Origin of the sequence: Streptomyces sp. NPDC058092 (assembly GCF_042884935.1) — a bacterium.
GTDB lineage: Bacteria > Actinomycetota > Actinomycetes > Streptomycetales > Streptomycetaceae > Streptomyces.
The window spans coordinates 152,844-177,047 of record NZ_JBHVSY010000005.1; the positions used below are offsets into that span (position 1 = coordinate 152,844).

Annotated in this window: 21 protein-coding genes, 1 tRNA gene and 1 pseudogene; 8 read left to right on the plus strand and 15 right to left on the minus strand. The window is 71.2% G+C overall.

Annotation, left to right across the window (positions count from 1 at the left end):
* Positions 1 to 283 (minus strand): annotated as a pseudogene (locus ACFVV1_RS10815) (membrane protease subunit); the annotation flags it as partial.
* A gap of 251 nt (positions 284 to 534) precedes the next feature.
* Positions 535 to 2,109 carry a peptidoglycan-binding protein gene (locus ACFVV1_RS10820; RefSeq protein ID WP_389987718.1) on the minus strand — a complete coding sequence of 525 codons (1,575 nt, stop codon included), beginning with the start codon at positions 2,107 to 2,109 and terminating at the stop codon, positions 535 to 537.
* A gap of 184 nt (positions 2,110 to 2,293) precedes the next feature.
* Between ACFVV1_RS10820 and ACFVV1_RS10825 the strand changes: the two genes are divergently transcribed.
* From ACFVV1_RS10825 to ACFVV1_RS10840, 4 genes are all read left to right on the plus strand, one after another.
* Positions 2,294 to 2,367, plus strand: a tRNA-Lys gene (locus tag ACFVV1_RS10825).
* 415 nt (positions 2,368 to 2,782) lie between these two features.
* The gene (locus tag ACFVV1_RS10830) at positions 2,783 to 3,031 is read left to right on the plus strand and encodes a hypothetical protein (RefSeq protein ID WP_389987721.1); all 249 of its coding nucleotides are present in this window, start codon (positions 2,783 to 2,785) and stop codon (positions 3,029 to 3,031) included.
* A 3-nt stretch (positions 3,032 to 3,034) separates the two neighbouring features.
* Positions 3,035 to 4,969 carry a glycosyltransferase family 2 protein gene (locus ACFVV1_RS10835; protein WP_389987724.1) on the plus strand — a complete coding sequence of 645 codons (1,935 nt, stop codon included), beginning with the start codon at positions 3,035 to 3,037 and terminating at the stop codon, positions 4,967 to 4,969.
* Complete coding sequence (locus tag ACFVV1_RS10840; protein ID WP_389987727.1) at positions 4,966 to 6,903, plus strand: galactose oxidase-like domain-containing protein; 1,938 nt, start codon at positions 4,966 to 4,968, stop codon at positions 6,901 to 6,903. The genes ACFVV1_RS10835 and ACFVV1_RS10840 overlap by 4 nt, the downstream gene beginning before the upstream one ends.
* Before the next feature lie 127 nt (positions 6,904 to 7,030).
* On the opposite strand, the gene ACFVV1_RS10845 is transcribed toward ACFVV1_RS10840, so the two are convergent.
* The 3 genes from ACFVV1_RS10845 to ACFVV1_RS10855 all read right to left on the minus strand — a co-directional run bounded on the left by ACFVV1_RS10845 (position 7,031) and on the right by ACFVV1_RS10855 (position 9,610).
* Entirely contained in the window at positions 7,031 to 8,068 is a 1,038-nt protein-coding gene (locus ACFVV1_RS10845) for a glycoside hydrolase family 6 protein (RefSeq protein WP_389988261.1), read from the minus strand.
* A 287-nt stretch (positions 8,069 to 8,355) separates the two neighbouring features.
* Positions 8,356 to 9,039 carry a class F sortase gene (locus ACFVV1_RS10850; protein WP_389987730.1) on the minus strand — a complete coding sequence of 228 codons (684 nt, stop codon included), beginning with the start codon at positions 9,037 to 9,039 and terminating at the stop codon, positions 8,356 to 8,358.
* Position 9,040: 1 nt separating this feature from the next.
* Positions 9,041 to 9,610 carry a hypothetical protein gene (locus tag ACFVV1_RS10855; RefSeq protein ID WP_389987733.1) on the minus strand — a complete coding sequence of 190 codons (570 nt, stop codon included), beginning with the start codon at positions 9,608 to 9,610 and terminating at the stop codon, positions 9,041 to 9,043.
* 327 nt (positions 9,611 to 9,937) lie between these two features.
* Here ACFVV1_RS10855 and ACFVV1_RS10860 point away from each other — a divergent pair, with 327 nt between their 5' ends.
* Positions 9,938 to 10,717, plus strand: coding sequence for an HAD-IIA family hydrolase (locus ACFVV1_RS10860; protein WP_389987736.1), 780 nt, complete (start codon positions 9,938 to 9,940; stop codon positions 10,715 to 10,717).
* Between the two features lie 172 nt (positions 10,718 to 10,889).
* Here the strand turns inward: ACFVV1_RS10860 and ACFVV1_RS10865 are convergent, their stop codons facing one another.
* From ACFVV1_RS10865 to ACFVV1_RS10905, 9 genes are all read right to left on the minus strand, one after another.
* The gene (locus tag ACFVV1_RS10865; RefSeq protein WP_389987739.1) at positions 10,890 to 11,951 is read right to left on the minus strand and encodes a 2-aminoethylphosphonate ABC transporter substrate-binding protein; all 1,062 of its coding nucleotides are present in this window, start codon (positions 11,949 to 11,951) and stop codon (positions 10,890 to 10,892) included.
* 76 nt (positions 11,952 to 12,027) lie between these two features.
* Complete coding sequence (locus tag ACFVV1_RS10870; protein WP_389987741.1) at positions 12,028 to 12,825, minus strand: ABC transporter permease; 798 nt, start codon at positions 12,823 to 12,825, stop codon at positions 12,028 to 12,030.
* Complete coding sequence (locus ACFVV1_RS10875) at positions 12,812 to 13,771, minus strand: 2-aminoethylphosphonate ABC transporter permease subunit (RefSeq protein ID WP_389987743.1); 960 nt, start codon at positions 13,769 to 13,771, stop codon at positions 12,812 to 12,814. The genes ACFVV1_RS10870 and ACFVV1_RS10875 overlap by 14 nt, the downstream gene beginning before the upstream one ends.
* A complete protein-coding gene (locus ACFVV1_RS10880) occupies positions 13,764 to 14,864 on the minus strand; it encodes an ABC transporter ATP-binding protein (protein ID WP_389987745.1) in 1,101 nt (366 codons plus the stop codon). The genes ACFVV1_RS10875 and ACFVV1_RS10880 overlap by 8 nt, the downstream gene beginning before the upstream one ends.
* Positions 14,861 to 15,595 carry a phosphonatase-like hydrolase gene (locus ACFVV1_RS10885; protein WP_389988264.1) on the minus strand — a complete coding sequence of 245 codons (735 nt, stop codon included), beginning with the start codon at positions 15,593 to 15,595 and terminating at the stop codon, positions 14,861 to 14,863. Before ACFVV1_RS10885 ends, ACFVV1_RS10880 begins: the two co-directional genes overlap by 4 nt.
* A gap of 5 nt (positions 15,596 to 15,600) precedes the next feature.
* Positions 15,601 to 16,725: a TIGR03364 family FAD-dependent oxidoreductase gene (locus ACFVV1_RS10890; RefSeq protein ID WP_389987747.1), complete on the minus strand. Its 1,125-nt coding sequence runs from the start codon at positions 16,723 to 16,725 to the stop codon at positions 15,601 to 15,603.
* A 147-nt stretch (positions 16,726 to 16,872) separates the two neighbouring features.
* Positions 16,873 to 17,643 (minus strand): GntR family transcriptional regulator, encoded by a 771-nt coding sequence (locus ACFVV1_RS10895; protein ID WP_389987750.1) that lies wholly within the window; start codon positions 17,641 to 17,643, stop codon positions 16,873 to 16,875.
* 45 nt (positions 17,644 to 17,688) lie between these two features.
* A complete protein-coding gene (locus ACFVV1_RS10900; RefSeq protein ID WP_389987753.1) occupies positions 17,689 to 19,122 on the minus strand; it encodes a peptidase in 1,434 nt (477 codons plus the stop codon).
* A 352-nt stretch (positions 19,123 to 19,474) separates the two neighbouring features.
* Positions 19,475 to 20,689 (minus strand): ROK family protein, encoded by a 1,215-nt coding sequence (locus ACFVV1_RS10905; RefSeq protein WP_389987756.1) that lies wholly within the window; start codon positions 20,687 to 20,689, stop codon positions 19,475 to 19,477.
* 56 nt (positions 20,690 to 20,745) lie between these two features.
* Between ACFVV1_RS10905 and ACFVV1_RS10910 the strand changes: the two genes are divergently transcribed.
* The 3 genes from ACFVV1_RS10910 (at position 20,746) to ACFVV1_RS10920 (ending at position 23,228) form a co-directional block, all read left to right on the plus strand.
* A complete protein-coding gene (locus ACFVV1_RS10910; protein ID WP_389987760.1) occupies positions 20,746 to 21,942 on the plus strand; it encodes a Gfo/Idh/MocA family oxidoreductase in 1,197 nt (398 codons plus the stop codon).
* Complete coding sequence (locus tag ACFVV1_RS10915) at positions 21,939 to 22,418, plus strand: heme-degrading domain-containing protein (protein WP_389987763.1); 480 nt, start codon at positions 21,939 to 21,941, stop codon at positions 22,416 to 22,418. Before ACFVV1_RS10910 ends, ACFVV1_RS10915 begins: the two co-directional genes overlap by 4 nt.
* Positions 22,419 to 22,664: 246 nt before the next feature.
* Positions 22,665 to 23,228 carry a Uma2 family endonuclease gene (locus ACFVV1_RS10920; protein ID WP_389987766.1) on the plus strand — a complete coding sequence of 188 codons (564 nt, stop codon included), beginning with the start codon at positions 22,665 to 22,667 and terminating at the stop codon, positions 23,226 to 23,228.
* Between the two features lie 301 nt (positions 23,229 to 23,529).
* Here the strand turns inward: ACFVV1_RS10920 and ACFVV1_RS10925 are convergent, their stop codons facing one another.
* Positions 23,530 to 24,159, minus strand: coding sequence for a TetR/AcrR family transcriptional regulator (locus tag ACFVV1_RS10925; protein WP_389987769.1), 630 nt, complete (start codon positions 24,157 to 24,159; stop codon positions 23,530 to 23,532).
* Positions 24,160 to 24,204 lie beyond the last annotated feature (45 nt).

The window sequence follows — 24,204 nt, forward strand, 5'->3', positions numbered from 1 at the left end:
CCTCGGCGGGGGCAGTGGCCGACGGGCGAAGGCCGACCAGGACCGGTACGGGGGTGGCGCTCGGCTCCGGGTCCTCGGCGGGGGCAGTGGCCGACGGGCGAAGGCCGACCAGGACCGGTACGGGGGTGGCGCTCGGCTCCGGGTCCTCGGCGGGGGCAGTGGCCGACGCCATGGCCGGAACGGCTGCGGCGCCCATGGCGGGGACCGATACCGAGGCCGAGGTCGCGCCGAGGGCGGAAACCTCGTCCTCACCGGGGACCAGGTCCAGCACGAGGTCGACCACGGAGTCCGGCCTGCCACCCGACCCCGAGCCATGGGCGGAGTCCGGCCCCGCGTCCGGCCCCGACCCCGGGCCCGAGCCCGGCCCCGGACCCGAAGCCGAAGCCGAAGCCGGACCCGAAGCCGAAGCCGGACCGAAAGCCGTCCGCCCGCCCAAGCCCCTTTCCCGTTCCCGTGCGCTCCCGTTGTCCGGGGTTCCGGAACTGTCCGACACCGTGGATCCCATTCCCGCCTCCGTCATGCATGTCCGTCGTGTCACGCGAAGAGTCGCCGCCAGGTCTCCGGACCGGGATAGCCGTCAGCCGCTCCGCCCCGCCAGCCCTGGGCCTGCTGGAAGGCCTCGACATTGCGCCGGTCCGCCTCGGTCCACCGGGGCCCCGGTCCCGACAGGTAGTACGTGCCGTATCCCTTCTTCACCAACTGCTTGCCGAGCTTGTCGACATGGCTGTTGGACTGACCGGGCCGGAAATATCCCCGGCCGGGGAACTTCGAGCCCGAGTTCGAATCACCCTGCCCGCCCCCGCTCCCGGAGGCAGGGATGTCGCGACCGGCCCCGCCGGCCAGGAGCCGCCAGGTGCCGGGGCCGGGGACGCCGTCGGCCTCCTTGCCCTTCCAGCCCTGGGCCTTCTGGAACGCCTGGGTCGCGCGCCGGTCGGCGTCGCCCCAGCCCGGCCCGGGACCGACCTTGTAGAAGCGCTTGCCACCCCGCTCCACGAGCATCTGCCCGAGCCGGGTGACGTGCGCGTTGCTGGCTCCGGGGCCGAACTTCAAGGCACCCGGGAACGTCGTCGACGAACCGCTGCCGCCGCTTCCACCGCCGAGGACCTTGTAGCGGTACGCGACGTAGCTGCCGGAGTGGGTCCAGTACGCCATGGGCGTCGTCTGCTTGCGGGTGTGCGGCTTCGTCTGCTCGTACGCCGTGTAGTGGGTGTGCGTGTAGTCGGTCCAGCCGCCGAAGATCGTGACGTGCGAGCCCTTCGAGGGGTTGGCCGGGTTGTGGAAGAGCAGGATGTCGCCGGGCTGCAGCTCTGCCCGCGCGATCCGCGTCCCGAACTTGGCGAGGCTGCCGGTCCACTCGTTGGCGGGCAGACCCCAGGCCATCGAGACATAGCCGGAACAGTCCTGCCGGTAACCGTCGGACCAGTACTTGCTCATGCTGTACGGGACCTGCGCGGACACCCACTTCTTCGCTCGGTTGATGATGGCGGCCCGGCTGGTCTTGCGCAGCGTGGCCGGGGTCCCGGACGAGGGCGGGCCCGAGGCCCCCGTGCCCTGCAGTGGGCCCGGGACGCCCTGCGGACTGGCCCAATCCGCGTCGGTCCGGTCAAACGGATCAACGTCCCCGGCAGGGTCCGGGCCCACCGGACCAGCCGGCGTCCCGGACAACGGCGGGACCGAGGCCCCCGTGCCCCGCAATGGGCCCGGGACGCCCTGCGGACTGGCCCAATCCGCGTCGGTCCGGTCAAACGGATCAACGTCCCCGGCGGGATCCGGGCCCACCGGACCGGCCGGGTCCACCACGCCGGCCACCTCCGCCGCACCCGGCGGGGCCACCGGGGTCGGCGACGGCGTCGGCGGCCCGTCCGCCCTGGCCGCTCCGGCCGCTTCCGCCGCCCGGTCGCCCGGCGCGCTCGCCGCCTCGGCCACGCCGGTGCTGAGCACCACTCCGGCCGCGGTGGCCAGCACCAGCGCACGGCGCACGCCGTGTGCGGCCGGATGGCCTCCGTACCGCATGGGCAAGGCACTCGCGGCGGCTCGCCGTTGCTCGGCGCACCCCGCGCAGGTGCAGTCGATGGCGGGTACGTACTCCTCGAAAGCCGGCACAGTCATGCGATTCCCCTCCGCACTCGTCAAGATCTTTGGGCGCATCTGCACGGGCGTCAGTGTCTTAACTCTCCTGACATATCGCATTTTGACGGACAGACCAGAAAAAACGACCATCCGACAGGCCGTGATGGACGGGAAATGGTCAGGAGCACGCCCCACATTCGGGTAGAGTTCTTCAGGTCAGCAGGCGCCGCTAGCTCAGTTGGTTAGAGCAGCTGACTCTTAATCAGCGGGTCCGGGGTTCGAGTCCCTGGCGGCGCACGCAGAGTCAAGACCCCCTCACCACGCGTGAGGGGGTCTTGTTCGTTCTCCGAACCCGATCCCCGCGCCCCCACTTTCACGGGCGCACGGGTGACGCACGACAATCGACACACGGTCACCATTCCGTCACTCAGCGGATCGAAGATCCCTCGCATACGCCCCTGCACGCCCCCTCCACAAGGGCCCAGCAAATCGTACGTATGACTGGTAACCCACCCGTTTCACCCTTGCGAACGGGGCCGCAGTCGGACAACCTGTCTAAGGGCCATCGGCACCAACCAGGCTGATGCGCCTTGCAGTTGGGGGATGAAGAGGGGACGCAGGGGGAAGTTCCGGTTGTCCGCTACGCGGGGTGGGGGCCCCGCTCGGGGACAGATGTCGGGGAGGCATCAGACAGCCGGAAGGGCGCTGTTCCGTGTCTGAGCGGGAGGCCGCGCCCGCCTTTGAGCCGTTCACGGCGACCGACGGGGGAATCGCCGTGGCCGAGACGACGACCAATGACGCGCCGCCCGATCGCGCGCTCGCCGATCACGTACCGACCGTACGCGCACCGACCGATCACGTACCGACCGTACGCGCACCGACCGATGGACGCGCCGACCCTCACGTACCGACCGATCACGCACTCACCATTCACGCACTGACCACGCGTGCAGGGGGATGACCCATGACGTCGACGCCGACAGGCGCCCGGCAGCAGAACGACGACCCGTCCCGGACCGCCCGGCCGCGGATACCGGCGCGGCCGACGGCCGGGGAACAACGGCGGCACCCGGCGAACGCCGTGCCGCGCTACGACTACGAGCACTACAGCCGGCTCGCGGGCCCGCTGACCCGGCCCGGTCCGGACACGCCGTACCGGGTGCGGTACCGCTCGCTGCTCTCCCAGGAGCCGCACAGAATACGCGCGGCGCTCCTGCTGGGCGCCGCGCCTCTCGTCTCGCTCGGGCTGTTCGCCTGGCTGATGCAGCCGGATCACTGGACGCGGCGCGACCCGAACCTCAAGAACGGCACCCTGCTGGTCCTCGACGTCGTGATGCTGGTCTCGATCGGCCTGATCGAGCTCTTCCGCACGCTGAACGTCCTGTCGAACGCACACGCGACGCTGGTCGCGCGCGACCCGGTCCCGGTCGTCCCGGAGACCGGCACCAGGGTCGCCTTCCTCACCTCCTTCGTCCCGGGCAAGGAGCCCCTGGAGATGGTGACGAGGACCCTCGAAGCGGCGGTCCGCGTGCGGCACCGCGGGCTGATGCACGTCTGGCTGCTCGACGAGGGCGACGACCCGGCGGTGAAGGAGGTCTGCGTCCGGCTCGGGGTGCACCACTTCACCCGCAAGGGCGTGGCGCACTGGAACCGGTCCGCGGGCCCCCACCGGGCGAAGACCAAGCACGGCAACTACAACGCCTGGCTGGACGCGCACGGCGACGCGTACGACTTCTTCGCCTCCGTCGACACCGATCACGTACCGCTGCCCAACTACCTGGAGCGGATGCTCGGCTACTTCCGCGACCCGGACGTCGGCTTCGTCATCGGCCCGCAGGTCTACGGCAACTACGACTCGTTCGTCACGAAGGCCGCCGAGTCCCAGCAGTTCCTCTTCCACGCGCTGATCCAGCGCGCGGGCAACCGCTACGGCGCCCCGATGTTCGTCGGCACCAGCAACGCGGTGCGGATCCGTGCCCTCAAACAGATCGGCGGTCTGTACGACTCGATCACCGAGGACATGGCGACCGGCTTCGAGATGCACCGCGCCCGCAATCCGCACACCGGCCGCAAGTGGCGCTCCGTCTACACCCCCGACGTGCTGGCCGTCGGCGAGGGCCCGACCGCGTGGACGGACTTCTTCACCCAGCAGCTGCGCTGGTCGCGGGGGACGTACGAGACGATCCTCAAGCAGTACTGGAAGGGCGTCTTCTCGCTCCCCGCGGGCAAGCTCCTCAACTACACCATGATGATCATCTTCTACCCGATGTCCGCACTGAACTGGATACTCGCGGCGCTGAGTTGTGCGCTGTTCCTGGGGATGGGCGCCTCGGGCGTGCAGATCGACCCGACGGTCTGGATGATGCTGTACGGCAATGCCTCGGCGCTCCAGATCGGCCTGTACGTCTGGAACCGGCGGCACAATGTCTCGCCGCACGAGCCCGAGGGCTCCGGTGGACTGGCCGGCATGATGATGTCCGCGCTCTCCGCGCCGGTCTACGCCCGCTCGCTGCTCGATGCGGTACTGCGCCGCAGGAGCTCGTTCGTGGTGACGCCCAAGGGCGACTCGTCCAGTCCGGACACCCTCTTCGGCACCTTCCGGATCCACCTCTTCTTCATCCTGGTCTTCGGCGGTTCGATCGCCGCCTCCTTCGTTCTCCGGCACAGTCATCCGGCGATGCTCACCTGGGCCGCCATGGCGCTGCTGATCAGCGCGGCGCCGATCCTCTGCTGGCGGTACGCCGTCCGCGACGACAGACGGACCGGCGAACAGACCGATGCCGAACAGACCGACGCGGAACAGGCCGACGCGGAACAGGCCGACGCGGAACAGGCCGATGCCCAGCGGGCAGCCGCCGACCGAGCCATGCAGACCGCTCTTGGGGGACGTGACCGATGAAGACGTACCGTCCGAGCCTCCGTACCCGCCGCCTGGCGATCGGTACGGTGGCGATTCTGGCGCTCTCGGGAGCGAACGGGCCGTGGGTGTACCGCTTCGGCACCGAGCACTACCACACGTACAAGATCAACAAGCCGGACTACAAAGCCGCGAACGGCCACTGGGACTTCCTGGACATCCCTTCCGAGTACCGGATCAATACGATCCACGCGGCACTGCTGCACACCGGCAAGGTGCTGCTCGTCGCGGGCTCCGGCAACAACCGGAAGAACTTCGACGCCAAGAGCTTCCGGTCGGTGCTGTGGGACCCGAGGACCAACCGGTTCACGAACATACCCACGCCCAAGGACATGTTCTGCTCGGGCCATACCCAGCTGCCCGACGGCAAGCTGCTCATAGCCGGCGGCACCAGACGTTACGAGAAGCTCAAGGGCGACGTCACCAAGGCCGGCGGCCTGATGATCGTCCACAACGAGGACCCGGACAAGCCGGTCACCCTGCCCGCGGGCACCCGGTTCAAGGGCCGTGCGAACGGCAGGACGTTCGTCTCGAAGGACCCGGTGCTGATCGAGCGGGCCACCAAGGTCTTCGACCGGAGGACCGGCGCGTTCCTGCGCAACGACGCGGGCCTCGGCCGGATCTACGTCGAGGCGCAGAAATCCGGTACGCAGTACGAGACGGGCTCCGAGGACAACTACCGGATCGCGGGCCTGACCGGCTCCGACAGCCGGAACGTCTACGGAATCGCGCAGAAGCTCGCCCTCGACAAGAAGGACTTCCAGGGCATCCGGGAAGCCTTCGAGTTCGACCCGGTGGCGGAGAAGTACATCACCGTCGACCCGATGAACGAAGCACGCTGGTACCCGACGCTGACCACTCTCGAGGACGGCCGGGTCCTCGCCCTCTCCGGGCTGGACGAGATCGGGCAGATCGTCCCCGGCAAGGACGAGATCTACGACCCGAAGACCAGGAAGTGGCAGTACACCGGCATCATCCGGAAGTTCCCCACGTACCCCGCGGTCTTCCTGCTGAACGACGGCACGCTCTTCTACTCCGGTTCGAACGCCGGATACGGCCCCGCCGATGCCGGCCGCGAGCCCGGCATCTGGGACCTGGCGACGAACAGCTTCCGGAAGATCCCCGGCCTGAGCGACGCCGACGCGATGGAGACCTCGGCGACGGTACGGCTGCCCCCGGCCCAGGACGAGAAGTTCATGGTCATCGGCGGTGGCGGGGTCGGCGAGTCCGACCGGTCGAGTGCGAAGTCGCGCCTGGTCGACCTGAAGGACCCGGCCCCGGGATTCCGCGACGGCGCCGCCCTGGCGGAAGGCACCCGTTACCCGAGCGCCTCCCTGCTCCCCGACGACTCGCTGCTGGTCACCGGAGGCTCCCGCGACTACCGGGGGCGCGGCGGGTCGAATGTGCTCCGGGCCCGGCTGTACGACCCGAGGACCGACACGTACAGGCGGGTCGCCGACCCGTCGGTGGGCCGCAACTACCACTCGGGGTCCGTACTCCTTCCCGACGGCCGGGTCATGATCTTCGGCTCGGACTCGCTCTACGCGGACCGCGCGAACACCCGGCCGGGCGTCTTCGAGCAGCGCATCGAGATCTACAGCCCGCCGTATCTGTACCGCGACGCGCGTCCGGAGCTGACGGGCGGCCCGCAGAGCATCCGGCGCGGCGCTACGGACGTGTTCACGACGGTGCGGGGTTCGAGGATCACCTCGGCGAGGCTGATGCGGCCCAGTGCGGTCACCCATGTCACGGACACCGACCAGCGGTCGGTGGCGCTGGGCCTGAAGCGGACGGCGGGCGGGATCGCGGTGACGGTGCCGGGGAACCGGGCGTTGGTGCCGTCGGGGTGGTACATGCTGTTCGTGACGGACGACAGGGGGACGCCGTCCGAGGGGAAGTGGGTCGAGATTCCGTAGGTACGGGTGCGGGGTGGGGCGGGGCGGGGTTGCGGGCGCGAGGCGGGGGTCCGACGTCATCGGTGCGCCCCGCGCTTGCCTCGCCGCGCTTGCCTCGCCGCGCTCCTCCCGCCGTACTTCCCTTGCCCTACTTCGTCGCCCGCGCCAGGCCCAGCGCGTACTCGGGCCACCAGTCGCCCGCCTTCGGGCCGCCCTTGCAGTTGCCGTCGGATTCGCCGGGACGCTTGACCCAGAGGTACGCGTCGACCCGCGCGTCACCCGTGTCGGTCGTCGGCGTCTCGCCGAGCGCACGGCCGGGCGGGTTGCACCAGTTCTCCTCGGGCGCCCCTCCGCGGTACGGGCCGTTGCCGTTGCGGCTGGTGTCGATGACGAACGGCTTGTCGCCGACCTTCGCCGAGAGTCGCTTGCCGAAGTCCGTACTGACCGCTGTGGTCTGGAAGTTGGAGACATTGACCGCGAAGCCGTCGGCCGCCCCGATGCCCGCCCGCCGGAGCGGCTGGAAGAGCGCGTCGGGGGTGCGCCAGCCGGCGTTCCCCGCGTCCACGTAGACGCGGGTGTCCGGCTGCTGCTTCAGCCGCTCCACCGCCCCCTTCAGCAGGTCGTACCGCTCTTCGTGGAACTCCTGCGGCGTGCACCCGTCGACCATGTGCAGCAGCGCGTCCGGCTCCAGGATCACGGTGGCGCGCCGGTCGCCGATGCCCTTGGCGACGCCCTCCAGCCAGGTCCGGTACGTAGCGCCGTCGGCGGCGCCGCCCTTGGAGAACCGTCCGCAGTCGCGGTGCGGGATGTTGTAGAGGACCAGCAGCGCTTCCCGGTCCGCCTTCGCGGCGGCCTCCGTGAAGCCCTTCGCCTCGGCCTCGGGACGGTCCGGGCCGATCCACTCCCCGACGGGCTGCCGCGCGATCTTCTCGATCAGGCCGGCGGCGTTCCCGTCCCCGTCCGCGGTGTACGCGGCGACCTGACGGGCCGCGTTGCCGTCCGGATTGACCCAGTACGGGGCACTGTCCTCGGGGTGCCGGCCGATGGCGCCGCGCTTTCCCGCACCACCGGAGCCGGATGGGGAGCCGGATGGGGAGGAACATCCCGTGAGCAGCAGCACGGCCACCGCACCCACACCCGCACCCGCCCGCCTCATGCCCGACCGGCCGTTGTAACTGCCGTACATCCACTCCCCCTCGGGTGCGGCGGCGGTGCACTGCCGCGTCCCCTTCATCCTGGCACAGGGCTTCTGTCCACTAGACCGGAAGCCGAGAACGACCGGTTCTGGACGGTACGTCAGAAACCCTCTGGGCCAGGACCGTTCATCGCCCTGGAGTGACGGGCGAGGTCCGCCCCCCTGGCCTCCCGTGTCGTCACCGGGCTGCTCCCGCAGCCCCGCGCACCACGGTCGAGGACCGGCCCGGCCGGCGCCCCGGGGGAAAAGGGTGCCGGCCGGGCCGGATACCGACGGCGTCAGGCCCGGCCGCCGCTCCCGGACTTCTCGCCGGTCAGATAGGCCGAGACGACCACGTTCGCGTCGTACGAGTGCGAGGCCCGGTCGTAGGTGCCGCCGCAGGTGATCAGGCGGAGTTCCGCGCGGCCGTTCTTGCGGGGGCCGTAGGCCTTGTCGGCGTTGAAGCGTTCCCGGGTGAAGACCTGGACGTCGTCGACGGTGAATTCGGCGACCGTGCCGTCCGCGCGGGTCACCTCGATCTTGGCGCCGGGGCGGGCCGCGCTCAGTCCGTAGAAGACGGCCGGCCTGGTCTCGGTGTCGACGTGGCCGACGAAGAGCGCGGGGCCCTTCGCGCCGGGCTCGGTGCCGTTTCCGTACCAGCCGACGGTCTGGGGCGTGTCGAACGGCGGCGGCTCGATCGCGCCGTCCTTGTCCAGGTCACGGGCGACCACCGGTGCCTTGATGCCGATCGACGGGACCTCGACCCGCTCCGGCACCGCGCCCTTGATCGGGTCGTGCGGTGCGGGCAGCGGAACGCCGAGGGGGCGCCCGACCGCGGCGACGTCGCCGGTGGTCGGGGCGGAGCTGGCGCCGGAGCCGTCGGTGATGTCACGGCCCCAGAGCCACAGGCCCATCAGCAGGACGGCCCAGGCCACTCCGGTGAGCAGTCGGCCGTGGCCCTCGGGGCGGTCGGGGGTAGGCATGTCAGTCCGCGGCCGGACGGCGACGGCGCCGGCTGCGGAACGCGACGGCAGCGGCCGCGACGGCGGCCAGGGCCAGACCGATCACCGCGTGCACGATGCCGGGGCCCTCCTGACGGGCTTCCCGGTCGGTGTCGGCCGCGGTGCCGCCGCCTCCCGCGCGGACCGGGGCGAGGGGCGAGGACCGGCCGCGGTCGGCGACCGTGACCGTGCCGGAGACCTTGGTGCCCTTGCCGTCCGTGCAGACGACCTGGATCTCGTGGTCGCCCGGGGAGGCGTCCGAGCCGATCCGGGCCTCCGCGAAGAGGCCCCCGTCCGCGGCGGGCGAGAAACGCGCCTCGGAGACGAACGCGTCGGAGCTGCCCTTGGCCTCTTTGCCCCCGCAGCTGTCCAGCCGCAGATCCACCTTGCCGCCCGGGGCGAGGAAGGGCGGCGACACCGAGAGAGCGGTACGGGAGCCCGAGCCCGTCCCCCGGTCGGTCCCGGTATCGGAGTCGGCCAGTGCGGCGGAAGTCGGCACCAGGGTCGCCGCGACGACCGCGGCGGCACAGAACGTGAGGGGTATGGAACGCATCGTGAACCTCCTTAGGGCAGGTTCACGCCTCCTCCGGCTTTTCGCATCCGCAGGAGCGCGGGGGACGGTCCCGCAGGGACCGCCCGGGCCCCCTCCCCCGCCGGGCTCGGCCCACGTCGACGGGGCCGGCCGGGCCGGCGAGGGAAGCGACGGCGGTGGACGGCCGGAAGAGGGACCGCCGGACCGAGCGGGACCGCAGGGCGCTTCCGCGTCGGCTCCCGTCCGGGCCGTCGGCTCCCGTCCGGGCTACGAGACGTTCAGGCCGTAAAAATGATGAGTGAATAGCATGGTCATCCCGTAAGTCCTCGTTCGGCAGGAGCCGCACCCATGACAGATCAGAAGCCCATCGAATCGTGGCTCACCGACATGGACGGCGTGCTGATGCATGAAGGTGTGCCGATCCCCGGCGCGGATGCCTTCATCAAGAAGCTGCGCGATTCGGGCAAGCCGTTCCTGGTGCTGACGAACAACTCGATCTACACGGCCCGGGACCTTCATGTGCGGCTCAACCGGATCGGTCTCGAAGTGCCGGTCGAGAACATCTGGACCTCGGCCCTGGCCACCGCCACGTTCTTGGACAATCAGCACCCCGGTGGCACTGCCTACGTGATCGGTGAGGCGGGGCTGACCACCGCCTTGCACGATGCCGGGTACGTTCTCACCGACCACGAGCCCGATTTCGTGATCCTGGGCGAGACCCGGACCTACTCGTTCGAGGCGCTGACGAAGGCCATCCGGTTGATCAACAACGGTGCCCGCTTCATTGCCACCAACCCCGACAACACCGGGCCCTCCCCCGAGGGGGCATTGCCGGCCACGGGCTCTGTCGCCGCGTTGATCACGAAGGCGACCGGCAAGGAGCCGTACTTCATCGGCAAGCCCAACCCGCTGATGATGCGCAGTGCGCTGAACACCCTGGGCGCGCACTCCGAGACGTCCGCCATGATCGGCGACCGGATGGACACGGATGTGCTGGCCGGGCTGGAGGCCGGGATGGAGACGTTCCTGGTGCTCACCGGGCTGACGAGCAGGGGTGAGATCGAGCGCTACCCGTACCGGCCGACCAACGTCGTGAACTCGATCGCCGACCTCGTCGACCTCGTCTGACGGAAGATCTGGCCGAAGGCCTGATCGCAGACCTGATCGCAGGCCTGGTCACTGGTCCGGGACCGGCAGCCTGACACTCCGCCCCGCAGCGGGGTGTCAGGCTGCCGAAGTGAGCCGTCCGCAGACCCGGAATCGGCGTTTCCGCAGGTCAGCTCGGATTCCGCCGGCTCCGTCAGCTTCCGGTGGCCGACTTCCAGGCTTCGACGTACGTGTTCAGGTTGGTGCCGATGTCCGACCAGTCGGGCTCGAAGACCTCGACGCCGTCCATCAGCCGGGTGAGCGCGAGGGCGTTGGCGTCGGTGGCCTCGATGTCCTTGCGGGCGGAGAAGCCGCCGCCGACCGCGCTGACGTCCTTCTGGGCCTGCTCGGAGAGCATGAAGTCGAGCAGCTTCTTGCCGTTGGCGCTGTGCGGGGCCTTGTCGACCAGGCCGGCCGCGTACGGCAGGGCGAACGTGGTGGGCTTGCCGCCCTGCTTCGCGGGGAACCAGATGCCCAGGTTGGGCATGTCCTTGGACTGCGCGTAGTTCATCTGGACGTCGCCGTTGGCGGCGAGCAGTTCGCCCTTGTCGACCTTGGGGGCGAGCTTGCCGGTGGAGGCGGACGGGCCGACGTTGTTGGCCTGGAGCTTCTTCAGGTACTCCATCGCCGGCTCCTTGCCGCCGAAGTCGTGCATGGCCTTGATGAGAACGGCCGTGCCGTCACCGGCGACTCCGGGGGTGGAGTACTGGATCTTGTTCTTGAACTTTCCGTCGAGCAGCCCTTCCCAGGTGGTGGGCGCCGGCTTCAGCTCCTTCTTGTTGTAGATGAAGCCGAAGTAGTTGTTGACGACCGAGGTCCACTTGGCGTCGGACGCCTTGTCGGCGCCGTCGACCTTGTCGGAGCCGGCCGGTGCGTACGCCGCCAGGAGGCCCTTGCTGTCGGCCTGCTGGATGAACGGGGGCAGGGTGACCAGTACATCGGCCTGGGTGTTGGACTTCTCGCGGACGGCGCGCTGCACCATCTCGCCGGAGCCGCCCTCGACGTACTTGACCTTGATGCCGGTCTTCTTCTCGAAGTCCTTGAACACCTTGTCGTACCAGCCGTCGCCGTTCTCGCCCTTGAGTCCGTCGGCGCTGTAGACGGTGACGACCTTCTCGTCCGAGGCGGCCGACGAGCCGCCGCAGGCGGAGAGGGTGGCGGCGAGGGCGAGGCAGCCGGTGACGGCGGCTATGGGCTTGAGGTGGTTCTTGCGCATGGCAGTCGTATCTCCTGGATGTCGGCCGGAAGCCGGCCGGAGTCAGTACGGGGAGGGGGGCCGGGGTGCCGACGGTTCAGCGGTACGAGGCCCTGGTGCGGATGCGGGACACGCCGAGCAGCACGAGCAGCGTCGTTCCCATCAGGACCGCGGCGACGGCCGCTCCGGTGAACAGTGAGCCGCGGTCGGTGGCCGCGAAGATCTGCACCGGGAGCGGTGTCCAGTCCGGTGGGTAGAGCATCATCGTGGCGCTCAACTCGCCCATGGACAGGGCGAAGCAGAGCCCTGCGGCTGCGGTGAGGGCCGGCAGCAGGAGCGGCAGCTTGATGCGCCACAGGACGTACGAGGGCCGGGCGCCGAGACTGGCCGCCGCCTGTTCGTACATCGGGTCGAGACGTACTGTCGCCGCCGAAACCGACGAATAGGCGAACGCGGTGACAAGAATCGTGTGCGCCAGGATCACGATCCAGCGCGTCCCGTTCAGCAGCATCGGCGGCTTGCTGAACGCGACGAGCACGGCGAGGCCCACGACGACGGACGGCACGGCGACCGGCAGCATGAACAGCGCGTCGAGCAATCGCCTGCCGCGGCTGCGCAGCGAGGCGGCGGCGAGCGCGGCCCAGGAGCCGACGGTGAGGGCGAGCAGGCTGGCGGCGGCGGCGGTGATCAGGCTGGTGGTCAGGGCCTGGAGGGAGTCGCCGCCGGTCGCGGCCGCGTAGTGCTCCGTGGTCGGCCCGGACGGGAAGGCGCCGGACCAGTTGGTGGTGAACGACGCGGCGAGGATGACCAGCAGCGGCACCGCGAACAGCGGGACGAAGAGCACGAAGAACACGGCCCACGTGGCCCACTTCCCCGTACGGCTATGCACCAACACGGCGGCTCACCATCCGATACAGGCTGTAGAGACCGACGGAGATCGCGATGTTGACGACGGCGACGACGCAGGCGGCCGGGTAGTCGGACTCCAGGATCGCCTTGCTGTAGACGAGCATCGGCAGGGTCGTGACCCCTTTCGCGCCGGTGAACAGCACGATGCCGAACTCGTTGAGACACATCACGAGGACGAGGCTGCCGCCCGCGGCGAGCGCGGGAAGCGCCTCGGGGAGGATCACCTGCCGCACGATCCGGGCCGGCTTGGCGCCCAGCGAGGACGCCACCTCCAGCTGCGCGCTGTCGAGTTGTGAGAACGCGGCGAGCAGCGGGCGCATGACGAACGGGGTGAAGTACGTGATCTCGGCGAGCAGTACGCCCCACGGGGTGGTGAGGAAGTCGAAGGGGCCGCTCGACGCTCCGGTGATGTCCGTCCAGAGGCCGTTGGCCAGGCCGGCGTTGCCGTAGATGAACAGCAGGGCGAGCGTGATCAGGAACGACGGGAAGGAGAGGAAGACGTCGATGAACTTGGCGACCGCCCTGCCGCCGGGGAACGGTACGAACGCGATGACCATGGCCAGGACGAAGCCCAGCACCAGGCATCCGGCCGTGGAGCCGACCGCCAGCCACACGGTGGTCGTCAGCGCGGAGCGGAAGGACTCGGAGGCGAACACGTCGCCGTACGGGGCGAGCGAGGTGCCGCCCTCGTCCGGGCTGACGGACTGCTGGACGACGAGGGCCAGCGGGTAGAGGAAGACCAGCGCGAGGAGCGCTACGGGCGGCAGCGCCCAGACGAAGCGGGGGACGCGGCGGCCCGCGCGGACCGGGGCCTGCGGGCCGCCCGCGGGCGGGGTCGTCGCGGAGGGGTCCGGCCCCTCGCCCCCGGTGCGCCGAAGCGGGGCCGTCGCGGTCCTGATGCCCGGGGTGACGGGGTGCGCGGCGCTAGCCATCGGCCCCTCCCCCGGCTCCCGGTGTCGTGCCCGCGGGCAGCAGCACCGCGTCCTCGGCCGCGAAGTGCAGCGTGACCCTGTCACCGAGGGCGGGTGTCTCGCGCAGTTCGCGGAGGTCCGCCTTGACCCGGTGCCCGTCGACGTCGACGTACAGGCGGTGCGTGGAACCCCGCCACTGGACCTCGGCGATGGTGCCGCTCAGCGCGTTGGGGCCGTCGCCGAGCCCGACGAGGTGGGGCCGGACGCAGAGAGTGGCGGTGGCGCCGCCGGCCACGTCGCCGGTCGGTACGTCGAGTGCGCGGCCCGCGAAGTCGACGGTGCCGGTGGTGTCGGCGACGGTGACCGGCAGCAGGTTCGCGTTGCCGACGAACGACGCGGTGAACTCCGTACGTGGACGGCGGTACAGGTCCTGCGGGGTGCCGCAGTCCTGCAGGCGTGCCTTGTCCATGACGGCGATCCGGTCGGCGAGGGTGAGCGCCTCGACCTGGTCGTGGGTGACGTACAGGATGGAGACGTCCGGCAACTCCCGGTGCAGCCGCGCGAGTTCGGCGAGCATTCCGGAGCGCAGCCGGGCGTCGAGCGCGGAGAGCGGTTCGTCGAGCAGGAGGACGCCGGGGCGGATGGCGAGCGCGCGGGCGATGGCGACGCGCTGCTGCTGGCCGCCGGAGAGTTCGCGCGGATAGCGCGTGGCGTAGGCGGCCATGCCGACGAGTTCGAGGGCCTCGGCGACCCGCTCGGGGATCTCCGTCTTGGCCACCTTGCGGGCCTTCAGCCCGAAGGCGACGTTGTCCTGGACCCGCATGTGCGGGAAGAGGGCGTACTGCTGGACGACCATGCCGATGCCGCGCTTGTGCGGCGGCAGCCCGGTGACGTCACGGTCGCCGAGGTGGACCCGGCCCGAGGCGGGCTGCACGAATCCGGCGACGGCGCGCAGGGCGGTGGTCTTGCCGGACCCGGAGGGCCCGAGCAGCGCCATGACCTCGCCGGGTTCGACGGTCAGATCGAGCCGGTCGAGGACGGTGTTCCCGCCGTACGCGACGCTGACCCGGTCGAACCTGATGCCGCTGCGGACGGCCGCGGCCCCGCCCGTCATGCCTCTGCCCGCGCGATCAGATCCGGGAGCTCGGCGACCGAGCCGAGGACGTGCGTGGCGCCGTGGCGGGTCAGCTGGTCCTTGTCGTGGGCGCCGGTGAGGACGCCCGCGACGAGTCCGGCGCCGGAGCGTACGCCGCTGAGCATGTCGTACGAGGTGTCGCCCGCGACGACGGTCTGCTGGACGCCGTCGACGGCGCCGGTGCGCAGGAACGCGGCGAGAACCATGTCGGGGAAGGGGCGGCCGCGGCCGCCCGCGTCGGCCGGGCAGAGAGTCAGGGCGACCAGGTCCTGCCAGCCGAGCGCGGCCAGGATGGCGTCCTGGGTGGTGCGGGCGAAGCCGGTGGACAGGACCACGGTCCGGCCCTCGGCCCTGAGCCGTTCGATGGCCTCGCGGGCGCCGGGGATCGGCGCGATGCGGCCGCCGTCGACCAGTTCTCCGTACGCCTCCTCGAAGGCGGCGTTGGCCTGCTGGGCGCGGTCCTCGTCGCCGAAGAGGTGGCGGAAGACGGAGATCTTGGACTCGCCCATGGTGACGCGTACGTAGTCGAGCTTCTCCGCGTGGTCGGTGGAGCCGGGCTCGACGCCGAGGCGTTCGGCCGCGGCGGAGAAAGCCTGCTCGACGAGGCCGCCGTCGGCGACGGTGGTGCCGGCCATGTCGAGGACGACCAGGTTGAGGGGGGCCTGGGGGGCCTGGGGGGTCTGGGGGGTCTGGGGGGTCTGGGGGGTCAACTTCTTCACCAGTTCAGTTCGTTGGCGGTCGATTCGGCGATGGCGGGCGAGCAGGTCATGCCCCGGCCGCCCGGTCCGGTGACCAGCCAGACGCCGTCTCGCACCTGCTGGCGGTGGACGACCCGGCTGGTGTCGGTGCACTGGGCGTAGACCCCGGCCCAGCGGTGGCGGATCCGTGGCAGCGGTCGGCCCAGGAAGGCTTCGACGACCCCGGTGAGGTGCTCGTACGGCTCCTCGACGGTGTCGAAGGAGAAGGGGTGCTCGTACTCGTGGGTGTCGCCGATGGTCAGTCCGCCGTTGCGGCGCTGCACCATCAGGAGCTGCATCTTGTGCTGTGCGGCGGTGGGCGCCTGCGCCTGCTGGGCGTTGAGCGTGTCCAGCGCCTCGCTCCGGTACGCCGGGTAATAGCGGAAGCTGTCGGCGTCGGCGACGGAGGTGGTGAGCGGTTCACCGAGCGGGTCGGTCTGCATCATCTGGAGGCGGACGCGGCGCACCGGCAGTTCGGGTCCGGCCAGTTCGCGGACGAGTCCGCCGAGCCAGGCACCGGTGGCCAGGATCACGGCGTCGCCGGTGTGCACATCGCCGTGGTCGTCGCGGACGGCGGCGGTGCCCACCACCTCGCGGACCTCGCGCCCACCCAGGTACGTATACCGCCCGGACGTCAACAGCTCCTGTTTCAGCGCGAGTTGGGCGGTGCGCGGCTCGACCGCCGCGTCCCGCTCGCACCACAGGGCGGCGGCGAATTCGCCGCGCAGCGCGGGGTTGACCGCGCGGGCCTCGTCGGCGGTGAGCAGCTTGTAGCCGCGTGCCGCCGCGTCGGGGCGGGCGACGGCCGCCTCGGCGACGGCGGTCTCCAGCTCGGTACGGAGCGGGGTGAGCGAGCCGCAGGCCCGGAACCCGAGGCCGGGGACCCGGGCCCCGATGCCCTCCCACAGCTCACGGGCGCGCAGCGCGGTCTCCAGCTCCTCGCCACCGGCCCGGCCGCTGACCCATATCTGTCCGAAATTGCGGAGCGATGCCCCGCGCGCCTCGCTTTCGCGCTCGATCTGTACGACCTCGTGGCCGCGGTTCACTGCGTGCCAGGCGTGCATGGTTCCCACCACGCCGGCTCCTACGACGATGACTCTCACGACGGACACGCTCCTCGGGGCCGGTGACCCGTACGGATCGATACGGCAACGGGAGGGTGAACTGGACCCCAAACCTGGACTAGACCCGTTATCTTTTCGTTACCGACCTGGGTCGGCCGGCGCTCGCGGTGCCCGCCGGAGGAGTGGTCAGCGTCCGTCCTGCGGGCCCAGGTGTGCGGTGAAGGAGAACCGGTCCCCGCGGTAGAGCGTCCGTACGCGCTCCAGCGGCTTCCCGTCCGTATCGCGCGAGATGCGGTGGATCAGCAACATGGGCAGGGCGGGCGGCGTTCCGATGAGCAGCGCCTCGCGCGGTGTCGCGAGCACGGTCTCGATGCGCTCGTCCGCATCGCCGAAGGGGATCGAGAGCCGGTCGCGCAGGTAGGCGTAGAAGGACGAGTCGGGGTCGAACTCCGTGCCCAGGTCCGGTACGCGGGCGACGGAGACGTACGTGCTCTCCAGGCCGACCCGGTCGTCGTCGGCGAGCAGCACCCGCTCCAGGTGCCAGACCGGTTCGCCGCGCCCCACCCCGACGTCGGCGGCGAGCGCCTCGGGGCAGGGGAACCGTTCCAGTCCGATGAGGTGACGGCCGGGGGTACGGCCCTGGCGGCGTACGCCCTCCGTATAGCTCGCCAGCGAGAGCGGCTGCTCCAGCTTCGGGCCCGCGACGACGGTGCCGCGCCCCTGGCGGGCGAGCCGCCCCTCCAGCAGGAGTTCGCGCAGGGCCTGGCGCACCGTCTCGCGCGAGACTTCGTAGCGCTCGGCGAGATCGCGTTCGGTGGGCAGCATGCCCCCCTCGCCCAACTCCTCTATGAGGAGGGAGACATGAGCCTTGACAGCGTAGTACTTGGGGATGCGGCCGTGCTCCGGGATGCCGGAGCGGATGGGTGCGCCAGGTGTCTGGCCGTGCGGGTAGTCCACGGGCCGATGGTGGCAGACGGACATGAACACGCGTGGACGGGCGGTTCAGCGGTCGGCCCCGGAGCGGGGGCGGCGCATGCGGCGGGACCGGATCACCAGGGCTCCGCCACCGATCAGGAACCCGGCGACGGTGATGCCGGGGTACGGAAGGGTGGCCGGGCCGGTGCGGGCCAGTTCGGGGAGGTCGCCCTCCGCCGGGGTCCGGCCGGGTGCGAACGGGCGGGGGGTGTCGCCGGTGCCGGGGGTGTCGCCGGTGCCGGCGGTGTCGCCCGTCCCGGGGGTGTCTTGGGTCCCGAGGGTGTCGCCGGTCCCGAGGGTGTCGCCGGTCCCGAGGGTGTCGCCGGTCCCCGGGATCTCGTCAGTCCGTGGGATCTCGTCGGTCCCTGGGGTCTCGTCAGTCCGTGGGATCTCGCCAGTCCCGGGAGTCTCGCCCGCCCCTGGAGTCTCGCTGGTCCCGCCAATGACTCCGGTCCCGTCGGTGTCTCTGGTCCCTTCGGTGTCTCCCGTATCGGCCGTATCGGCCGTATCGGCCGTCTCGTCGCTATCGCTGTCGCTGTCGCCGTCGCTGTCCTCGATGACGGCGAACGGGTAGTCGTCCGACTCGCCGACCCAGGACCCGTCGTCCTTCCCCGCCCCGCCGCTCGCCGCGTGCTGGCGCTGGACGATCGCCGCGTTGGCGGTGATCCGGCCCGGGACGGCGTCGGAGGTGAACGCCATCCGGACCTCGACGGTGACGGTACGGCCCGCGGGGACGGTGAAGCCGGCGAAGTCGTCGGCGCCGTCGCCGCCGAAGACGCCGATGTGTTCGTCCTGGTCGGTGGTCTCCCAGCTGACCCGGTGCTCCACATCGGGACGGGAGGGCTCGGCGAACTCCAGCTGGATCTGGCCGGCGGTCAGCTTCCGGTCCTCGTCGGTGAGGACCAGCACCGGGTGGATGGCCCGGCACGACTCGGTGGTGGTGTTGGTCAGGTCCAGGAACCAGGTTCCGTAGCCGCCGCCGGGTGCGTAGGTGTCGGGGCCGCCGCGGATGCGGGTGCTGATCGGGAAGTCGCTCGCCTCCGGATCACCACAGGCGGGCTGCTCGTCGGCGGTGGTGGCGTCCGGCTTCGAGACCGGGGTGACCGAAGGCGCGGCGGAGGCGTGTGCGGCTGAGGCGCCGCCGAGTACCGCGGGAACCACGCTCGCCGCCGCCAGCCCGAGCGCGAACCCGTGCCGCGTCCGGCCGGGAGGCGGGGACGAGGACGGGTCCGGCGAGGGAGGACGGGCGGCGGCGGACACGGGGAGGGAGGCGGCGGTCAGGGGGAGGGAGGCGGCGGTCAGGGGGAGGGACGTGGGACCGGATACGGGACTGGACGTGGGGGTGGATGCGGGGGTGGATCCGAGGGCTGCCGGTGAGTCGTCGGCCGTGGGGGCCTGGCTGGAGTCGGACAGGGACGCGGACGCGGACGGCGTAGCCGACGGGGGTGGTGTCGAAGACATACGGGGTCACCCTTCGCTGCTCGCGAGAACGGTCGTCTGGGAGGGCGTTGAAGACCTTGGCCGGACCGGGGATCGGCAGCCGGCGCGTACAGCCACAAGGCGCAAGGGACGCGCGCGCCGGCCACCACGGGTCCGGCCAAGATCTTCAGCACCCGCCCAGCCCTGTGCGCCGGAGTTCACCGGTTCTGGGCCGCGACGCTGCCACGCACGCGCGTGGCGCCCGGCACCGACATGCCGGAGGGCCGCCCGGCCGGCGGCCGGGAACCGCTCGACCGGCCCAGTCGCGCACCCCGCGACCCGCGCTTCGGCCCCCGCACGACGGACAGCCGGTGGCCGGACCCGCCCGCCCCGCTCACCCTCCGTCCGCACCCGCGACCCGCCCGAACAGCGGGGCCAGGACCAGTTGCGCGGCCCCCTCCGCGACCGGCCGGTCCCCTCCCCCGGCAGCGGTCACCGGAACCGGCGCGTCGACGCCGCCCAGCCGGGCGCGCTCGTCGATCACGGCGCGGACGCCTCGTACGTACGCGTCGGGATCGGCGGCGACGGTACGGCCGCCGAGCACCACCCGGTCGATGTCGAGCAGCCCGACGAGGTTGGCGGCGCCGGTTCCCAGGACCCGGGCGGCCTCCGCGACATCGCCGCGGGCGACGGCGGCGAGACAGAGCGCCTCGATGCAGCCGCGCCCCCCGCAGCCGCACACCGGCCCGTCCAGCTGGACGGTCTGGTGCCCGAACTCACCGGCCCCGGTACGGGACCCGCGGTGCAGACCCCCGCCGAGGACCAGCCCGGCACCGAGCCCCGTCCCGAGGTGCAGATACGCGAAGTCGCCCGCGCCCGCCGCGCGCAGGGCGAGCCCGAGGGCGGTGGCGTTGGTGTCCTTGTCGACGACGACGGGCAACCCGGTCCTCGCGGCGAGCGCGTCCCGCAACGGATAGCCGTCCCACTGCGGGAACCCGGTGACGCGGTGCAGCACCCCGCCCCGGTGGTCGAGCGGCCCCGGCACCGCGACGCCGACCCCGAGCACCGGCCGGTCCACGAGCTGCGCACCGAAGCCCCACGCTGGCGGAACCGCCCCCGCGCCCCCGCCCCGTACAGACGGAACCGCCCCCGCGCCCCCGTCCCATACGGACGGAACCGCCCCTGCACCCCCGCCCCGTACGGACGCGACCGCGTACGCCGCCATCGCGAGCACCTCGTCCGCCGGAGCGCCGAAGTCCAGTGGGGCGGTGCGGCTCGCGGCGACCGTGCCGGCCAGGTCGACCAGGACCACCGTCAGCTCGTCGCGGTCCAGGTGCAGGCCGATCGCGTGACCCGCGTCCGGCACCAGCCGCAGCACCGTGCGCGGCTTGCCTCCGGTGGAGGCGCGGCGGCCCGCCTCGGCCGCCAGGCCCTCGGCCCGCAGCCGGGCGGTGATCTTGCTGACGGCCTGCGGCGTGAGCCCCGTGCGCTCGGCGAGTTCGAGCCTGCTGATGCCGCGCTCGCCCGCCACACGCAGCAGATCCAGCACCAGCGCCGCGTTGTGGCTGCGCAGGGTCGGCAGGTTGGCGCCGCTATTACTCCTGTTCACCGCCTCATTGTCCCTGTTGCTTGCACTTTGGCAACAGCGTTGCTTAAGTGTCGGTCATGACCACGACTGGCAACGCGACCCACGAGACGCACGGACTGTCCGAGGCCCCTCTGTCGTCCGAGACCCCTCTGCTGTCCGAGACCCCCCTGCGCGTCGGACTCGTCGGCTACGGCCTGGCGGGGTCCGTCTTCCACGCCCCGCTGATCGCCGCGACCAAGGGCCTCGTCCTCGACACGGTCGTCACGTCGAGCGAGGAGCGGCGGGCGCAGGCGCGCGCCGAGTTCCCCGACGTACGGTTCGCCGCGTCGCCGAAGGAGCTGTGGGGGCGCGCGGACGAGCTCGATCTGATCGTGATCGCCTCGCCGAACAGGACCCATGTCCCGATCGCGACTGCCGCGATCGAGGCCGGTCTGCCGGTCGTCGTGGACAAGCCGATCGCCGGTACGGCCGCCGAGGCGCGGGAGCTCGCGGCCCTCGCCGAGGAGCGCGGGCTGCTGCTCTCGGTGTTCCAGAACCGCCGCTGGGACAACGACTTCCGCACCCTCGCCCGCCTGGTCGCGGACGGCGAGCTGGGGACCGTACAGCGCTTCGAGTCCCGTTTCGAGCGGTGGCGTCCGCAGCCGAAGGGCGGCTGGCGCGAGTCGGGCGATCCGGGGGAGATCGGCGGGCTGCTGTACGACCTGGGCAGCCACGTCGTCGACCAGGCGCTCGTACTGTTCGGGCCGGCGGTGCGGGTGTACGCGGAGTCCGAGGTACGCCGCCCCGGCGCCGCCGCCGACGACGACACGTTTCTCGCGATCACCCATGCCGGCGGGGTCCGCTCGCATCTGTACGTCAGCGCCACCGCCGCCCAGCTCGGTCCGCGCTTCCGGGTGCTCGGCTCGACCGCCGGCTATGTGAAGTACGGCCTCGATCCGCAGGAGGCCGATCTGCGCGCGGGCGCACGCCCGGCGGCGGGCCGGCCGTGGGGCGAGGAGCCCGAGGAGCTGTGGGGCCGGATCGGTTCGGGCGAGTCCCCGCTGACGGGCGGCGGCGCCCCGGTCCGTACGCTGCCGGGCGACTATCCCGCGTACTACGCGGCGGTCACCGACGCGCTGCGCGGAAGAGGTGACAATCCAGTGACCGCCCTCCAGGCCGCAGCGGCCCTGGACGTATTGGAGGCCGCCCGCCGCTCGGCCCGCGAGGGGGTCACCGTGACCCTGCCCGCCACATCCCCGCCCGCCTCCGCCGACACCGAGGAGCAGCCCGTATGAACCCCACCGCTCCGACCATCTCCGAGCTCATCGCCCAGGAGCGCCGACTGACGCTGCCGCATTTCAGCTACGACGACGCGTACGCGCTCGGCGGCCTGCTCGTCTCGATGGCCCGGGAGAGGCACGCACCGATCGCGATCGACATCCGACGCGGCGCGCAGCAGCTGTTCCATGCCGCGCTGCCGGGATCGAGCGCGGACAACGACGCCTGGATCGACCGGAAGCGCAGGGTCGTGGAACGCTTCGGCGAGAGCTCGTACCTGGTCGGATCCCGATTCCGGGCGAAGGGCACGACGTTCGACGACGCCTCGCGCCTGGACCCGGACACGTACGCCGCGCACGGCGGTTCGTTCCCGATCGCGGTCGAGGGCGCGGGGGTCATCGGCTCGGTGACGGTCTCGGGCCTGCCCCAGGCGGAGGACCACGCCCTGGTGGTCGAGGCACTGGAACAGTTCGCGACGACGATCGGCGCATGACGGCAAGGGGGGGGTGGGGCGCCGGCGACGCGGTACCCCACCCCTCCGATCTGTCAAAGCGGTCATCCCAGAGAAGAAGGACCAGGCCGCCAACCGCAGGAAGAAGGGCTCCGCAGGCGGCCGGCCCCGTCCTCCTCGGCCTCGCCGCCCTGGCCATCCGCGGCCGCGTGAAACGCTGAGCACCGGCACGTCCCGGCAGAAGTCGGGGCATGATGCTGTTGAGCACCACCATCAGAGGCGGGACACATGACGAGCGCACCCGACTACAGCCACGGCATCGACTCCGAACGCGCCCTCAAATACGCCGTCCAGCACATCCGCGGGGACCGTGTTCAGATCATCGAGGGGATCATCGAGCCCGTGTCACCGACCTGGGATCACGAACGCGCCGCCCGAGTAGTACGCCGGCAGCTCGAGGACCGCGTCGACGAACTCGGATGCGTCGAAGGGGCCGGGAACCTGGACCTGCCCGGGTCGTCGAACTGGTACGTCCCAGACATCGCAGTCGTCCCCGAGGAGCTCGCCAAAGGCGGCGGAGCACTGCTCCCCGACCAGACGCTCCTCGTCGTCGAGGTCACCTCGGAATCGAACGCGGAAACCGACCGGATCGTGAAACGCCGCCGGTACGCCGAGTACCGCGCCCCGCTCTACCTCCTCGTCGACCGGATCGAGGGCAGCATCACTCTGTTCTCCGAACCCGGCCACCTCGGCTACACCCGCGTCGACGGCCCCCACCCGTTCGGGACCGTGCTGCACCTGCCGGACCCGTTCAACCTGAACCTCGACACGGGCGGACTGTCGCCCGCCTGAGCGCCGCACGAAGCGGAGGGTGCGCGGGGGATACAGCGCTCCGGCCCCGGCGGGCCTTCTGCCAGACCCGCTTCGGGATCCCCTTGACCAGGGCGTCAGCGCCGATCTTTCCGGCGGGTGGCTCCAGCTGCGCCGACTCGGCCTCAGCAAGGAGGCCGTTGACAGCTCTCGCACCGTGCTCAACCTCGCGTCGGCCGAGGCCGAGCGGCGTTTTCCGGGGTTGTGCTGACGGCCGGTCAGCACGGGCCTCGGGTGACCGGTCGCCAAGTGGCGATGGCGGCGGCGACGTTCATCGTGCCTTTCACCCGGCCCGCCGCCCTTCGAAGCGCTGTTCCAGCCCTGCGATGACGACCTCCGACCCGACGCCGTAGGAGTCGAGGTGGTGCAGCCGGGCGAGCCGATCGTGCTGGTGCGGAGCGGCCCGCTCGGCCGAGGCGGCGGTCGGCCGGTTCCGGACGGCGATAACGAGGAACCCGGACGCGTAGGCGTCGATCACACTCAGCGCGATCAGGGCGTCCTCTTCGGTCAGCCCCGCCGTGACGAGCAGGTCGACCAGCCGCTCCATGTTCGGGGCAACCGGCCGCTGGTCGGCGCCGGCCAGAGCCAGCAGCTCGAACGAGCGGGGGAACGAGGCGGCCAGGTCCGCGTAGGTGCTCAGCATCCGGCGCGTCGCGTCCTGCCAGGATTCCCCTTCGCGCGGGCGCAGGTCCATGCGGTCGATGAGCTGCCCGACGACGACGCCGCGCAGGTCGTCGGCATCGGTCAGGTGGGAGTAGAGGCTCATCACCCCGCAGGAGAGCTCACTCGCGACTCGGCGCATGGTCAGGGAGTCAAGTCCGTCGCGCTCGATCACGCGCAGCGCCGCGGCGCCGATGCTCTGCCGGGACAGCGATCCGCGCGGCCGCCGCTGGGTCTCTTGACTTGCAGTCATCCGGCCAGAATACTCCGTACACCATACCGTACTAAGTACGTCAGT